Consider the following 13,719-nt stretch of genomic DNA (forward strand, 5'->3'; position numbering starts at 1 on the left):
CGGTCGCGGCATGGACCTCGTCGCCGCCTGCGCCGCGTTCGTCGCGGTGAGCGAGCGCGGCAGCTTCACCCAGGGCGCGGCCGCCATCGGCATCCCGCAGCCGGTCGCCAGCCGCCGGGTCGCCGCACTCGAACAGCACCTCGGCGGCGTCGTCTTCGACCGCACGACCCGCCGCGCCGCGCTCACCGACTTCGGCCGCACCATGCTGCCCGCCGCGCGCCGCGTCCTCGACGCCGCCGACGACCTGCGCGCCGGCGCCGCCCGGGCCGATACCGCGCCGGTCGGCCTCGCGCTGCCCGTCGACCTCCCGCTCGCCACGCTGGTCGACCTCGTCGCCGACGCCCGCGACGCCGGTGTCGCGCTGGTCGTCGAGCACGCCGAGCCGGACCGCCGGCGCGAGCTGGTCCGCGACCGCGCCGTCCGCGCCGCCGTGCTGCCGGTGCCCGAGCCGGAGGCGCGGTGGACGGTATCGCTCGGCCTGGCGACGCTGCGGCCGTCCGGCGCCCGGCGGGTGTTCCTCGCCTCCTTCCGGCCATCCCGCGACGCCGGTGTGCCCGACCGCCGCATCTGGCGGCGGCCCGAGGACGACGTGCCGCACGTCGGTGACGCGCTGACCCGGCTCGCCGTCGCCGGTGGGCTGCGCCCGTCCCAACTGCGGGTGGCGTCGCTGGCCGGCGCGGTGGCCGAGGTCATCCGCACCGACGACGCGCTGCTGTGCACGCCGCGCGAGGCGGACGCGTGCGGGCTGACGTGGCGGCCGATCGGCGACGCGCCGCTGGTCCGCGGGTACGCCGTCGCCGCCGCCTCGGTGCTCGACGCCGATCGCATCGCGACGACACTCGGGCCGCTGCTGGCCCGGTGCCTGGGCGCGTCGTGACCTCCCTGCGCGAGTGGCGCGACCACCTCGACGACGCCGGGCTGGCCGGCTCTTTCCTCGTCCGCGACCTCGACGACGGCGCCGAACTGGCCCTCGACGCCGACGTCGAGCTGCCGATCGCGTCGCTGGTCAAGCTGCCGCTGGCGCTCGCCACGCTGGACCGCGTCAGGCGCGGCGAGCTGGACGGCGCGGCGCCGGTCGAGGTCGCGCCCGGCCGCGTCGAGACCCCCGGACCGACCGGCATCACCCGGTTCCAGCACCCGGCCCGCGTCGCTGTCGCCGACCTCGTCTACCTGAGCACGTCGCTGAGCGACAGCGCCGCCACCGACGCGCTGTTCGACCTCACCCCGCCGTCGCAGGTGGCGGCGGTCCTGCGCGACCTCGGCGTCGACGGGTTCACGCTGCGGCACCGCATGGACGTGCTGATGGCGACTCCGGCCGAGGCGCTGGCCGGCGGGCTGCGGCACGACCTCGCCATCGGCACGACCGGGCCTGGCGGCGGCAGCCCGATCGCCGAGCTCGACGTCGCCCGGGCCAACACCGCGACGGCGCGGTCGCTGGCCGCGCTGCTGACCGCGGTGTGGAGCGGCGACGCGATCGACCCCGGCGTAGCGACGCGGCTGCGGCGGCTGCTGGCGGCGAACGTGCACCGCAACCGGCTCGCGCCGGAGTTCGTCAGCGACGCCTCGACGTGGTCGTCCAAGACCGGGACGCTGCTCAACCTGCGGCACGAGGCCGGCGTCGTCGAGCACGCCGACGGCGGCCGCTTCGTCGTGGTCGCGCTGACCCGGTCCCGCGTCGCGGCGGCGGCCCAGCCGGCCGCGGAGATCGCGATGGGCCGGGTCGCCCGCGGCCTGCACGATGAACTGCGTGGCCGCTGACCTCCGTCATGACCCCGCCCCTCGCCAAGTTGATCTTGGAGTAGCCGTGGAATCAATCGGGCATTTCGTGCGACAACTTCTCAGTTACTCCAAGATCAACTTGGCGAAGGGCTAGGTCCAGACCAGGGCGGAGCGCGCGGCCCAGTACGAGGTCGGGTCCTCGGCGAGGTCCGGGAGCTCCACGGGACCCGCCGAGAGCGCGGCGAGGTTGCTGCGCAGCTGCTCGACGGTGGTGGCGCCGCTCAGCGCGACGTCGGTGAACGGCTGGCGCAGCACGGCGGCCAGCGCCAGCGCGTCGGGGCTCGTTCCGGCCGCCTCCGCCGCCGCGCCGAACCGCGCGACGTCGCCGCGGCCGGTGAGCCGCCCGTTCGCCACGGCCTCCTTCACGACGACGTACCAGCCGGAGTCGTGGGCCCGGGTCAGCGCCGGCCCGGCCGACGGCTCCAGCAGGTTCCACGTCGCCTGGACCGCGCGGAACGGCGCCCGGCCGTCCGCCGTCAGGGCTAGCGCGCGCTCGATGACGGCGCCCTGGTCCGGGCCGCTGGCCGAGAACCCGACCGCGACGCCGTCACTCGCGAGCCCCGCCAGCGCGGCCAGCAGCCGGTCGTCGCCGAGGGCCGGGCTGTCCGAGGTCAGGCTGTGCACCAGGTACACGTCCGGCGGCCCGCCCAACGCGTCGAGCGTCTCCTGCCACTGCCGCTCGAACGTCGCCGTCGAGTGGTCCTTGATCTCGTGCACGTCGGCGTCGACGCGCCACTCGGCGGTGTAGGTGTAGCCCCACTTCGAGCCGACGGTCAGCTCGTCGCGGCGGCCCGGATGCGCCGCCAGCCACTCGCCGAGGAACCGCTCCGCCAGCCCGTACGAGCGCGCCGCGTCGACGTAGCGCACTCCCGCGGCCCACGCCGCGTCGAGCACCGCGTGGGTGCGCGCCCGCAGGTCGTCCACCGCCGCGCCGTCGCGGAAGTCGCCGCCGTGGCCGAGCGTGAGGTAGCCGGGCCGGCCCAGCGCGGCCAGCCCGAGCCCGATGCCGCGTGCCGCCGGCCGCGCCCCCTGCGTCGTCACCCGGCCAGCGTAGCGACGGCGGCGTCACACCGGCGTCAGCGGCAGCGCCACCTCGACCCGGGTGCCGTCGCCGGCCGGGCTGCTCACCACGATGCTGCCGCCGAGCGCCTCGACCCGGTCGTACAGGCCGGTCAGCCCGGTGCCGCCGGTCTGGATGGCGCCGCCGCGGCCGTCGTCGCTGACCAGCAGCCGCAGCTCGCCGTCACGCTCCTCGACGGCCAGCCGCGCGTGCGTCGCATCGGCGTGCTTGACGGTGTTGGTGAGCGCCTCAGAGGCCACGTAGTACGCCGCGACCTCCACCGCGTCGGCATAGCGATGGTCGAGGCGGAGCGTCAACTCGACCGGGACCGGCGAGCGGCGGGCCAGGGTGCGCAGCGCCGGGCCGAGCCCGCCCTCGGAGAGGATCGCCGGGTGGATGCCGCGCGACAGCTCGCGCAGCTCGTCCAGCACCGCCGTGACCTCGCCCGCGAGCCGGCCGAGGTCCGCGCTCAGGCCGGGCTGCTCGTCCGGGATCTCCGCCTGCACGTTGCGCAGTTCCAGCGCGAGGGAGACCAGCCGTTGCTGCGCGCCGTCGTGCAGGTCGCGCTCGAGGCGGCGGCGAGTGGCGTCGGCCGCGGCGATCACCCGGGCGCGCGACGCGGCCAGCTGCGCCCGGCTCTCGGTGTTGGCGATCGCGATGGCGACGATCTCCGTGAACGCGACCAGCCGTTCCTCGGTGTCCGGCGGCAGCGGCCCGGTCCGCGACGCCACGCCGATGCTCCCCCACAGCCGCGACTCCACGACGATCGGACTGGCCACCGTCGACGTGACGTCCTCGCCGGACAGGCTGGGCGGCTGCTCGCCGGTCTCGGCGTAGTCGATGCGGGCGGACCGCGCCGTGCGCAGCACCCGCTCGATCACGGACGGCGTCTCCGGCCGCCAGCGCGCGCCCGGCCCGCGGCGGGACGCGTCGCGCCAGCCCCGCGCCGCGAGATACGTCGCCGTCCCGTCGCTCTCGAACCGCAGCAGCGACGCGCAGTCCGCGCCCAGCAGCGCGCCGATCTGGGCGGCGACCGCCCGGACGACCGGGCTCGGGTCGGCGCCGCCGCGCGCCGCCAGCGTCGCCACCCGGCGCAGCACGGCCTGCTCGTCCGCATTCCGCAGCAACGCCTCGCTGGCCTCGGCATTCGTGACGGCCGTGGCCAGCAGCTCGGTGAAGTGCAGGATCCGTTCCTCGGTCTCCGGCGGGAACGCCCGCGGATTCCGTGCCGACACCACGACGACACCCCACAGCTCCCCGCCGGTGACGACCGGGCAACCGATGGACGAGCGGATGCCCAGCTCGCGGGCCAGCGGGCCGCCGGCGCCGTTGGTCGCCGCCGCACCGGAGACCCGGACCGGCGCGCCGGTCCGCAGCACATCCCGGGCGACGCGCGTCTCGTCCACCGGGACCCGCGAACCGACCGGCAATCGCGTCGGCAACCGGGTCCAGGCGGCCACCCGGACCACCGTCCCGCCGTCCTCGTAGCGCCCCAGCCGGGTGAGGTCGGCCCCGCAGAGCTCGCCGATCTCCCGGGTCACGGCCTCGAACAGCTCCGTGGCGGACACCCCTTTCGCCGCCAGCGTCGCGACCCGCCGCAGCGCCGACTGCTCGGCGGCGAGCTCCTCAGACCGCCGCACACTGCGTCGCAGCCCTGCCGCCAGCCCGGCCACCACCCCCGCCGTCGCCACGAACACGGCGAACGCCAACACGGCCGGCCCTTCGCTCTGCGGCGGCGCGATGAGCAGCACGAACGTGATGACGCTCAACGCCGACACCAGCGCCGCGAGGCCCACCCCCCACCAGAGCGCCACCGGCACGACGGCCAGCAGGTACAGGATCAGCAGCGCGCGCGTCGGGAGGTGCAGGTTCAGGATCGCGACCAGAGCGGTGACCAGGCCGACCAGCCCGACGCCGATCAGTGCCCCACCCGCCCACCGCCGCAGCGGCGGGCCGGTCAGCAGTTCTGACGCCTCACTGTTCTCCTGCCGCCACCACATCTCGCACGGCTCTCGCCGAAAGGTCGGCCTTCCAGACGAACCCGGCCGCAGGGCTGGCCGACACCAGCTCCGCGACGTCGTCTTCGCGGCGAGTCGAGATCAGGATCACGTGCGGGCCGGCGAACGGCTCGGCCGCGGCGATCCGGTGGACGAGGTCGAAGCCGCTCTCGGTGCCGAGGGCGATGTCAACCAGCACGACGTCCGGTCGAAGGGCGCCGATGAGCTCGAGTGCCTGTGTCGTCGTGGTCGCTGTCCCCACCACCTCCAGGCCGCCGCGTTCGAGGCTGGAACGCGCCACGGCCAGGAATCTCTCATTGTCATCAACGATGACACAGCGCCGTACCACCGCACCAGCATTGCACCAGAGCATGAGCCCGGCATTGCTGCTAACCGGAAACCCGGCCAGGGCCGAAGGTCCGCTCCGAATGGAACTCGCGCATCGCCGCGGCAGCGTCGCGCAGCCGCTGCGCAAGGTGCAGCGCCTGCTCGACGTCCAGGTCGTACTCCCCCACCTCGCCGCCGTCCCCGGCCAGCCGAACCCGCAGCAGACCGGTGTGGTGTTCGCCGTTCACGGTCGCCGACAAGCGTGGGTCGGCCGTGGGGACGGCGGCGAGCGGGCCGGCTTGGAGGGGGGCGCCGGCCGTGGGTGAGCCGGCGCGGGGGTGGCCGGCTCCGGGGTCGTGGCGCCAGGGGTCAGCGTCGGGGGAATCCGGCTTCCGGCCGGGCATCACGACATCATGGGGGCGATCCGGCCGGGCGTGGGTCGCGACGGCCGTCGCCGGGCCGTGGAAGACGTGGACCACGCGGCTCATCGGGACCTCCTCACACTCGAACGAACGCTTCCACCGAGCCTCGTCCCGGGCAGGCGGACGGCACATCGCGGCCAGCAGGAGTTCTGGGCTTGCAGCTAGCCGGTAGACGAGGCACCCGCTGCCCCTGACGACACCGCCGCCGGCTCGGCGCGATGCTGGCCAGAGGGGGTGAAAGGAGCCGAACATGCTGGCCCACCGTGAGGATGTCTCGACCCGCGATCTGCTGTCGATGCTCAACGTGCCGCTCGAAGCCGTGCCGGCGGTCGTGGAGGAGACCGGCCGGCTGCTGGCCGCGCGCCTCTCCGTCGCGTCCGCCGACGACGCTAGCGCTGCTCCAGAAAGGTGAGCACCGCCAGCACCCGCCGGTGATCGTCGTCGCCCTCCGGCAGGTCGAGCTTGGTGAGGATGCTGCGCACGTGCTTCTCGACGGTGCCCTCGGTCACCCACAGCCGGCGCGCCACGCCGGCGTTGGAGCGTCCCTCGGCGACCAGCGCCAGCACCTCCCGCTCGCGCCCCGTCAGCACGGCCAGCGGATCGTGCCGCCGGTTCGCGCCGACCAGCTCCTGCACCAGCGCCGGGTCGACGACGGTCGCGCCCTTGGCCACCCGCTCCACCGTGTCGACGAACTCGGCGACGTCCGTCACCCGGCTCTTCAGCAGGTAGCCGATGCCCTCGCCGCTGGCCAGCAACTGCATCGCGTGCTCCACCTCGACGTGCGCCGACAGCACCAGGATCGCCGTCGCCGGATGGTCGCGCCGGATCGCGTGCGCCGCCTCCAGCCCTTCGGTCCCGTGATCGGGCGGCATCCTGATGTCGACGACGACGAGGTCGGGCTCGCTGCCCGCCACCAGTGCCATGAGTTCCGGCGCGTCGCCCGCCTGACCCACGACCGCGAATCCGGAACGGTCGAACAGGCTGGCCAGCCCTTCGCGCAGGAGGATGTCGTCGTCGGCGATGACGACGCGTGTCCCGCCCGTTCCGGTCATCTTTGCCCCCCGGGCCCGCGCACGGACCCTCACCTCCAGTCTGACAGCGAACCGGCCGATGGGGCGTGCGGGTTTCCGGAGGGCTAGGCCTGGGTCAGGTCCTGGACGAAGACGACCGTGTTCCCGGCCGGGTCGGCCGCTTCGGCCGATTTCACGAACCCGTAGTCGGCGACCTCGCCCACGGCGACGCCGGCGGCCGCGCAGGCCGAGCGCTGCACGTCCAGGTCAGCGACGCCGACGACGACCGTGGTGCGCCCGGAGGCGGCGGGATCGACGGACACCTGGATCCACGCGTTCTCGGCGAGCTGCCACTCGGCGACGCCGTCCGTGGGCTCGATGTCGGGGCCGCGCCCGATCCACTTCTGGTACCAGGTGACGGCCGCCGGGTGATCGGTGACGGGCAGCACGCCGACGACACTGACGAGATTCGATTCCATGAGGTCTACCGTAGGGACGTCGGTGAACGCCGTCTTGGAGAAAAGTCCGCCCGCTCAGTCGGTCAGACTCGACGATTCCGGGAACGGGGTGGCGGCCAGGAACTGACGGGGCGAGACCCCCGCGAACTCCCGGAAATCCGCGTCCATGTGCGAGTGGTCGTAGTAGCCGTACGCGAGCGCCGTCTGGCTCAGGCTGTCGTCCGCGGCGGGAAGCGCGGCCGCCAGGCGGCGGAACCGGACGATCCGGGAGAACAGCTTGGGCTTCACGCCCACCTGGTGCTCGAACGAGGTGGCGAACCGCTTCGGGGAGGCGCCGACGCGCTCGATGAGGCCGGCGATGGGCGCCGTGCCGCCGGTCCGCTCGATCTCGGCGACGGCGTAGGCGACGCCCGGGTCCGTTCGCGGACCATCCCCGAGCCGATCCACGATCCAGCGCAGCACGAGGTGCAGGCGGGCCTCGTCGGAACCGGCCGCGGCGAGGCGCTCGGTGAGCCGGCGCGCCTCGCCGCCGCCGATGACGTCGTGCAGGTCGACGGCGGCGCCCGTCAGCTGCTGCTGAGGCAGGCCGAAGAGGGCGAGCGCGCCCGCGGGACGCAGGCGCACGCCGAGCAGGCGGGACCGCGCGGCGGACGTCTCGATCACCAGCGGCGCGACGAGGAGCCCAGTGAGGCATGCCGGCGGACAGGCGGCCGCGGGCTGTCCCTCGACGATGTGGAACGGCTCGGACGGCTCGTCCAGCCGCACGATCAGGTCGAGCTCGCCCGTCGGGTAGTAGCGCTCCCGCCGGCTGAGCCGCCCGTCGAACAGCCAGATGGACTCGACCAGCCCGGCGAGCGCGCTGGGCCGGCAGGTGAGCTGCGTCCACGCGCCCAGCTCCGACTCTTCACGCCGGGAGACGACGTCCATACGGGCAGGCTACCCGGCGTGTGCGGCCCTCCGGACGACTCGATGCTCGACTCCTGGATCCCCGTTCCCGCGCAGGGGTCGGGCGGGTGCGCCCGGTCGAGGCCCCGGCGGAGCCAGATCGGGTGGTCGCAGACGGTCGCGAACCGGACGTAGTCCGTGCCGAGCGCCGCCGCGACGCGGTGGTCGGCGTCCAGCCACCACGTCCCCAGGGCGTCCCAGCCGACGACCCAGGTCGGGGCGCGGCCCGGATCGGTCAGCGTCGCGGCGAGCAGGTCGAGCTGCGGGTCGATGGTCCGGATCGGGAGGCTCCACGCGTACGGGTAGACGGGGCGAAGGCCGGAGGCGTTCACGACGTTGGCATGGGTGTAGAGGACCACCACGGAGTCTCCGCGCCCCGCCGCCCGCGCCAGCCATTCGCCGGTGGCCTGCACGGTGTTCTCCCTGGTCACCTGGACGGCGGCGGCCGGAGAGGCGATCAGGGTCGCGACGACGGGCGCGACGACGAACAGCCGCACCAGCCAGCGGCCGCGGCCCGGCTGGACCGCGAGCACCCCGGCCGCCAGCGCCAGCATGGGGGCGATGCCGACCAGATAGTGCGGCGAGTAGTTCCCGCCGAGGGCCACGCCCGCGATCTCGACGAGCCCGCCGGCCACACACGCCAGGAACAGCGGCGAGCGCAGGCCGACGTGCCGGCGTCCCGCGACCAGAACGGCGACCGCGAGGGTGGCGATGCCGCTGAGCAGCGCGATTCCCAGCAACCCGCGCAGGCGGCTGTCCGGCCCGGCGTGCGCCCACTGCGCGATCACCATCGACGCGTCCACCCTGAATCCGTACATGGCGTAGACGAGGTCGCCGAGACCGGTGTGCGTGTACGCCCACCCGGCGGCGACCGACACCGGCAGCGCGAATCCGGCCCCCGCGGCGCCCGCGATGGCCAGCAACCGGCGGCGGCGCCGGCGCTGCGTCAGGCCCTCCGCGAGCCCGAGCACCAGGAGGAACACGGCCGCGTCCGCGAAGTTCTGCTTCGCCAGCAGGGCCGACGCGGCGGCGGCACCGGCCAGCGCGCCGAGCGCCAGCGCGGCCCGGTACGACACCCGTCCGCGGACCGCGTGGATCCCCGCGGCGACGCCGACCATCGTCCAGGTCGCCGCCACCAGTTCGCCGTTCAGCGCGAAGGTCTGCGTCAGCGGGGTGTTCATCAGGAAGAACGCCGCCCAGGCCGACCACACGGCGGCACGCGCCCCGCGGGCGGCCCAGCCGGCCCAGCCCGCGGCCAGGACGAAGGCCGCCGCCATCAGGCCCGCGACGATGCGGACCCCGTGCGGGCCCAGCAGGTTCGCGACCCAGAACGTGGCGATCAGCCCCGGCGGCCGGTCGACCCACTGCGGGCCGTACAGGTAGTCGCCGCCGCTGCTCCACCAGCGCGCCACCATCGCGAAGCCACCCTCGTCGGACAGCAGCGGGCCGGTCACGTAGAGCAGGTGCAGGGCGAGCGTGAGCAGGCAGGCGAGCGCGACGATCGGGCCGGCCGGACGCCTGACGCCGACGCTCTCGCGCGCCACCCCCGGCGTCACCTCGGCCGTGCCGACGACACGATCAGTGACCACGATGACCCCGATACCCACGGTAGCCGGACATGGGCGTCAGTCGTCCGGAGAAACGCCAGAGCCTCGTCTAGGCTCGGGGTATGCCGGACACGCAGTACGAAGACCTGCTCCGCCACGTGCTCGACACCGGTTGCCGCAAGGGCGACCGCACCGGTACGGGCACGCGGTCGGTCTTCGGGCACCAGCTGCGCTACCGGCTGTCCGACGGCTTCCCGCTGGTCACGACGAAGAAGGTGCACTTCCGCTCCATCGCGTACGAGCTGCTGTGGTTCCTGCGCGGCGACTCGAACGTCACCTGGCTGCGCGACAACGGCGTCACCATCTGGGACGAGTGGGCCGCGCCCGACGGCGACCTCGGCCCGGTCTACGGCGTGCAGTGGCGCTCCTGGCCGACCCCCGGCGGCGGGCACGTCGACCAGATCAGTGAGGTGCTGCGCACGCTGCGCGAGAACCCCGACTCGCGGCGCATCATCGTGTCGGCCTGGAACGTCGCCGACATCCCGCGCATGGCGCTGCCGCCGTGCCACGCGCTCTTCCAGTTCTACGTCGCCGACGGCGAGCTCTCCTGCCAGCTGTACCAGCGCAGCGCCGACCTCTTCCTCGGCGTGCCGTTCAACATCGCCAGCTACGCGCTGCTGACGCACCTGATCGCCGCCCAGGTGGGCCTCGGCGTCGGCGACTTCGTCTGGACCGGCGGCGACTGCCACATCTACGACAACCACGAGGAGCAGGTCCGCACCCAGCTCGCCCGCGAGGCGCGGCCGTTCCCCACGCTGGGCCTGAAGCCGGCGGACAGCCTGTTCGACTACACCTACGACCACTTCACCCTCGACGGCTACGACCCGCACCCCGGCATCAAGGCCCCGGTAGCGGTGTGATCGGGCTCGTCTGGGCACAGTCCGCCAACGGCGTCATCGGCCGCGACGGCACGCTGCCGTGGCACCTGCCTGAGGACATGAAGCACTTCCGCACCCTGACCGCGGGCGCGACCGTGCTGATGGGCCGTCGCACCTGGGAGTCGCTGCCGCCGCGGTTCCGGCCGCTGCCCGGCCGGCGCAACCTCGTGCTGTCGCGCACGCCGCAGGAGGGCGTCGAGACCTTCCCCGACCTGCCGCGGGCGCTCGCCGCGGCGTCCGGGGACGTATGGGTCATGGGCGGCGCGGCCGTGTACCGGGCGGCGCTGCCGTTGGCGGACCGCGTCGTGGTCACCGAGCTCCGCGAGCCCTTCGACGGCGACACCCACGCCCCGGACGTCGGCCGCCCGCCCGACTCCGTCGGCTCGTGGCAGGAGTCGTCGACCGGGCTGCACTACCGGTTCCTGACCTGGGGCTGAGGCCGGCCTCCGGCGGGGTGGAACGAGCAACGGCTGCGTGCTCGCGACTTTGGCGTACCTGCGGCCGTGATCGTCGGCATTCGAGGTTCGTGGGTACTCAGTTGTGGTAGAAGTACCAGCCGGTGCCCCAGCTTCCCCACTTCATCCAGCGGCAGGCCGTGGTCTCGTAGCCGGCGTTGATCTTCTGCGTGCGCATCATGTTGCATTGCGACTTGTACTTGTGTGGTCCTTTGATGCACGTCACGGGCCAGATGCCGCCAGGTGTCGACCAACACGCCGTACCCATCGGCGCTACCGTGGCATTCCGATCCAGCGCGTGCGCAGAGGCCGCTGCCGTCGCCGTCGGCCCCGCAGACGCCGCGACCGTCATCGGCGCGGCAAGAGCACCGAGCGTCACCGCCGCCGTGACTGCCAAGCGGGTCATCGTCTTCATGACTTCTCCTTCAGTGTGAACCCGTCATGATTCGCGTCGGAAACCTAGCGACGCGCGTTTCACAATTGCTTCATCCCGAGGAAGGCTGAGCAGCGTTCGGCGAGACCTGTGGGCAATTGGTCGCATCGCCGCGCAGCTCAGGGTCGGTTTTCGATGCCGGGACAGATGATGGCTTCTTTCGCCGGCGCGCGCTCCAGGCCACCCCGTCCGCCGGACTGTGACCTGCGATGACGCCCTTGTCGCTCGGTCACGTCCGCAGACCTAGAAATGTCATGGCGCGACTCGGCCAACGCCGTGTGACGGTTCAGGTAGACCATATGCTCGTCGGGCGGCCCTCGAAGAGGTACACATTGGTCCCGGGGCAGCTCATCGGCGGTCGACGTAGATGACTTCGATGGCGTTGTTCCCGTAGCCCAGGCGGTTCCAGGGTGGCACGTCGGGCTGGACGTTGCCGGCGGCGTCGGTCGCCCTGGCCCGCAGGGTGTGCCGGCCCACGCTGATCGATTCCCAGGTGAAGGTCCAGTCCTGCCAGTGGTAGTCGCCTCGGGCCGGTTCGAGTCGCGCGGGTTGCCAGTCGCCTTCTCCGGTGAGGCTGACGTCCACGCGGGTGATGGGGCCGGTGCCGGACCATGCCTTCCCGCGGACCGTGTAGGTATCGACGTCGACCGTTGCGCCGGGTGCCGGGTCGGTGATCCGGGCGCGGACCCGCATCAGCGAGACGGGCTCGTGGGGCCGGTCGGGCCATTGATACATGTAGTGACCGGTCTGGAACTCGCCGGTGTGGGGCTCGGTGAGGACGTCGATCCGTTTCAGCCACTTCACGGACGCGACGGCGTACCAGTGCGGGACGAGCAGCCGGAACGGGGCGCCGTGGTCGGGCCCGAGCGGCTGACCGTTCATCTCGTAGGCGATGAGGATCCCCGATGCCGGGTCCGTGGCCTGTGCGATCGGGAGGGAACGGGTGAAGGAGAGATTGTCCTGGTCGGTCTCGGGGAGGATGGCCTGGAGGTGGTACGGGCCGTGGTCGGCTCCTTGGGCGAGCACCTCGATCCCCTGCGCCGACGGCTCGGCCTCTGCCAGGACTTCGTGCAGGAGGGCACCGGTCCAGCGGGCTGTGGAGACGGCGAAGTCGCCCCAGGGCTCTCCGGTCGGTAGCGGCCTCATGTCCAGGCGCCCGTTTCCGGCGCACTCGAGGGTGACCGTGTGGTCGTGGGCCGGCATCGCGCGCAGGTCGTCGAGGGTCAGGGTCGTGGGGGCACCGACCGCGCCGCCGATCTCCAGGGTGCCGTCGTGTTCCGGCACGGCGAAGTTGCTGCGTATGTAGTGCAACTCGGTGGGAGTGATCTCGTCGATGAGTGCGGCCGGCGGTGCCTCGGCGTTGTAGGGCGCGGGGTTGATCATCACCAGCGCGGCGCGTCCCGCCTCGAGCTCATCGGAAATGGTCATGTCGTTCAGCCTCCTTGGGCTGGCGTGAGGGGCGCGTGGTACTCAAAAGTCGGAGTCGTTGAAGGTGGGTTCGCGGCCGTCGTTGAAGGCGCCGATGCCCTCGACGCGGTCCGGGTGGACCGCGGAGCGCCAGTGGGCGTCCATCATGATCGCGATCGCCTGCTCGATCGGCTGCCCTTCGCCCAGGTGCACCGCGCGCTTCACCGCCTGCACGGCGGTCGGGGAATTGCCGGCGATCTTGTCCGCGATGCGCTGTGCAGCGCTCATCAGCTGGCTGGGGTCGTGGAGCTCGTTGACCATGCCGAGCCGGTACGCCTCCTGGGCCGGGACCGGGTCACCGGTCATGAGCATCTGCAGGGCCTTGCCGCGCGGCAGGAGGCGGGGCAGCAGGGCGGGCGAGCCACCACCGGCTGCCAGGCCGAGCATGGCTTCGGGTTGGCCGAAGGTCGCGTCGGCCGCGGCGATGATGAAATCGGTGCTCTGGGCCAGCTCGCAGCCTCCGCCGTAGGCGAGACCGTTGACGGCGGCGAAGATCGGCTTGCGCAGCTGCCGGACCGTGTACAGGGTGCGGTCGAAGGCCTGGCGCTGGCGTAGCCAGTCCTCCTTGGTCATGGTCTTGCGTTGCCGCAGGTCGCTTCCGACGGAGAAGGCGCGGTCACCGGCTCCCGTCAGGATCACGACCCGGACGGCGGTACGGACCGCGAGGTCCTCGACGACCTCGGTCAGCCGGGCGCCCATCTCAGTGGTGATCGCGTTGTCGGCATGGGGCCGGTTCAGGGTGATTCGGGCGACCCGGCCGTCGGAGAAGTAGTCCAGGAGAACGGGCGGTTCGGTCTCTTCGACGTCGGGTGCCGGTGGGGCGAAGTCGAGCGCTGCCCAGCGGTCCGTGCTCGAGAAGCTCATCATGCTTCCTCTCTCGG

16 protein-coding genes are annotated in these 13,719 nt (G+C 72.9%); 5 read left to right on the forward strand and 11 right to left on the reverse strand.

What is annotated here, in order from left to right; all coding sequences use genetic code 11:
- The first annotated feature begins 10 nt into the window (after positions 1–10).
- A complete protein-coding gene (locus tag ACW62_RS25525; protein WP_053206927.1) occupies positions 11–877 on the forward strand; it encodes a LysR family transcriptional regulator in 867 nt (288 codons plus the stop codon).
- On the forward strand, positions 874–1,758 hold the full coding sequence (locus tag ACW62_RS25530) for a serine hydrolase (RefSeq protein WP_053206965.1): 885 nt from the start codon (positions 874–876) through the stop codon (positions 1,756–1,758). Before ACW62_RS25525 ends, ACW62_RS25530 begins: the two co-directional genes overlap by 4 nt.
- 111 nt (positions 1,759–1,869) lie before the next feature.
- Here ACW62_RS25530 and ACW62_RS25535 read toward each other — a convergent pair whose 3' ends face one another.
- Genes ACW62_RS25535 through ACW62_RS25550 form a run of 4 tightly spaced genes read right to left on the reverse strand, consistent with a single transcriptional unit; the run spans position 1,870 to position 5,651 of the window.
- On the reverse strand, positions 1,870–2,820 hold the full coding sequence (locus ACW62_RS25535; protein WP_053206928.1) for an aldo/keto reductase: 951 nt from the start codon (positions 2,818–2,820) through the stop codon (positions 1,870–1,872).
- 24 nt (positions 2,821–2,844) lie between these two features.
- Positions 2,845–4,839, reverse strand: a complete 1,995-nt coding sequence (locus tag ACW62_RS25540) for a sensor histidine kinase (protein ID WP_053206929.1) — start codon at positions 4,837–4,839, stop codon at positions 2,845–2,847.
- On the reverse strand, positions 4,814–5,209 hold the full coding sequence (locus ACW62_RS25545) for a response regulator (RefSeq protein WP_053206930.1): 396 nt from the start codon (positions 5,207–5,209) through the stop codon (positions 4,814–4,816). The genes ACW62_RS25540 and ACW62_RS25545 overlap by 26 nt, the downstream gene beginning before the upstream one ends.
- A 16-nt stretch (positions 5,210–5,225) precedes the next feature.
- Complete coding sequence (locus tag ACW62_RS25550; RefSeq protein ID WP_053206931.1) at positions 5,226–5,651, reverse strand: hypothetical protein; 426 nt, start codon at positions 5,649–5,651, stop codon at positions 5,226–5,228.
- A gap of 184 nt (positions 5,652–5,835) precedes the next feature.
- Here ACW62_RS25550 and ACW62_RS34335 point away from each other — a divergent pair, with 184 nt between their 5' ends.
- Positions 5,836–5,997 (forward strand): hypothetical protein, encoded by a 162-nt coding sequence (locus ACW62_RS34335; protein WP_157574971.1) that lies wholly within the window; start codon positions 5,836–5,838, stop codon positions 5,995–5,997.
- Here ACW62_RS34335 and ACW62_RS25555 read toward each other — a convergent pair.
- The 4 genes from ACW62_RS25555 to ACW62_RS35970 all read right to left on the reverse strand — a co-directional run bounded on the left by ACW62_RS25555 (position 5,975) and on the right by ACW62_RS35970 (position 9,587).
- Positions 5,975–6,637 carry a response regulator gene (locus ACW62_RS25555; RefSeq protein WP_053206932.1) on the reverse strand — a complete coding sequence of 221 codons (663 nt, stop codon included), beginning with the start codon at positions 6,635–6,637 and terminating at the stop codon, positions 5,975–5,977. The two genes, ACW62_RS34335 and ACW62_RS25555, sit on opposite strands and share 23 nt — an antisense overlap.
- Before the next feature lie 83 nt (positions 6,638–6,720).
- Positions 6,721–7,074 (reverse strand): VOC family protein, encoded by a 354-nt coding sequence (locus tag ACW62_RS25560; RefSeq protein ID WP_053206933.1) that lies wholly within the window; start codon positions 7,072–7,074, stop codon positions 6,721–6,723.
- A 54-nt stretch (positions 7,075–7,128) separates the two neighbouring features.
- On the reverse strand, positions 7,129–7,899 hold the full coding sequence (locus tag ACW62_RS33395; RefSeq protein WP_338033155.1) for a helix-turn-helix domain-containing protein: 771 nt from the start codon (positions 7,897–7,899) through the stop codon (positions 7,129–7,131).
- Positions 7,821–9,587, reverse strand: coding sequence for a hypothetical protein (locus tag ACW62_RS35970; protein WP_240477417.1), 1,767 nt, complete (start codon positions 9,585–9,587; stop codon positions 7,821–7,823). The genes ACW62_RS33395 and ACW62_RS35970 overlap by 79 nt, the downstream gene beginning before the upstream one ends.
- A gap of 80 nt (positions 9,588–9,667) precedes the next feature.
- On the opposite strand from ACW62_RS35970, the gene ACW62_RS25570 reads away from it, so the two are divergent.
- Both ACW62_RS25570 and ACW62_RS25575 read left to right on the forward strand, forming a co-directional pair.
- Positions 9,668–10,465 carry a thymidylate synthase gene (locus ACW62_RS25570; RefSeq protein ID WP_053206935.1) on the forward strand — a complete coding sequence of 266 codons (798 nt, stop codon included), beginning with the start codon at positions 9,668–9,670 and terminating at the stop codon, positions 10,463–10,465.
- Positions 10,462–10,920 (forward strand): dihydrofolate reductase, encoded by a 459-nt coding sequence (locus ACW62_RS25575; protein ID WP_053206936.1) that lies wholly within the window; start codon positions 10,462–10,464, stop codon positions 10,918–10,920. The genes ACW62_RS25570 and ACW62_RS25575 overlap by 4 nt, the downstream gene beginning before the upstream one ends.
- Positions 10,921–11,017: 97 nt before the next feature.
- Here ACW62_RS25575 and ACW62_RS34340 read toward each other — a convergent pair whose 3' ends face one another.
- The 3 genes from ACW62_RS34340 to ACW62_RS25585 form a co-directional block, all read right to left on the reverse strand.
- The gene (locus tag ACW62_RS34340) at positions 11,018–11,353 is read right to left on the reverse strand and encodes a hypothetical protein (RefSeq protein WP_157574972.1); all 336 of its coding nucleotides are present in this window, start codon (positions 11,351–11,353) and stop codon (positions 11,018–11,020) included.
- Positions 11,354–11,719: 366 nt separating this feature from the next.
- Positions 11,720–12,799, reverse strand: coding sequence for a sulfite oxidase (locus tag ACW62_RS25580; protein ID WP_053206937.1), 1,080 nt, complete (start codon positions 12,797–12,799; stop codon positions 11,720–11,722).
- A 42-nt stretch (positions 12,800–12,841) separates the two neighbouring features.
- Positions 12,842–13,705 (reverse strand): enoyl-CoA hydratase-related protein, encoded by an 864-nt coding sequence (locus ACW62_RS25585; protein WP_083460164.1) that lies wholly within the window; start codon positions 13,703–13,705, stop codon positions 12,842–12,844.
- Positions 13,706–13,719: the final 14 nt, after the last annotated feature.

It is taken from the genome of Jiangella muralis (assembly GCF_001270745.1).
Lineage (GTDB): Bacteria > Actinomycetota > Actinomycetes > Jiangellales > Jiangellaceae > Jiangella > Jiangella muralis.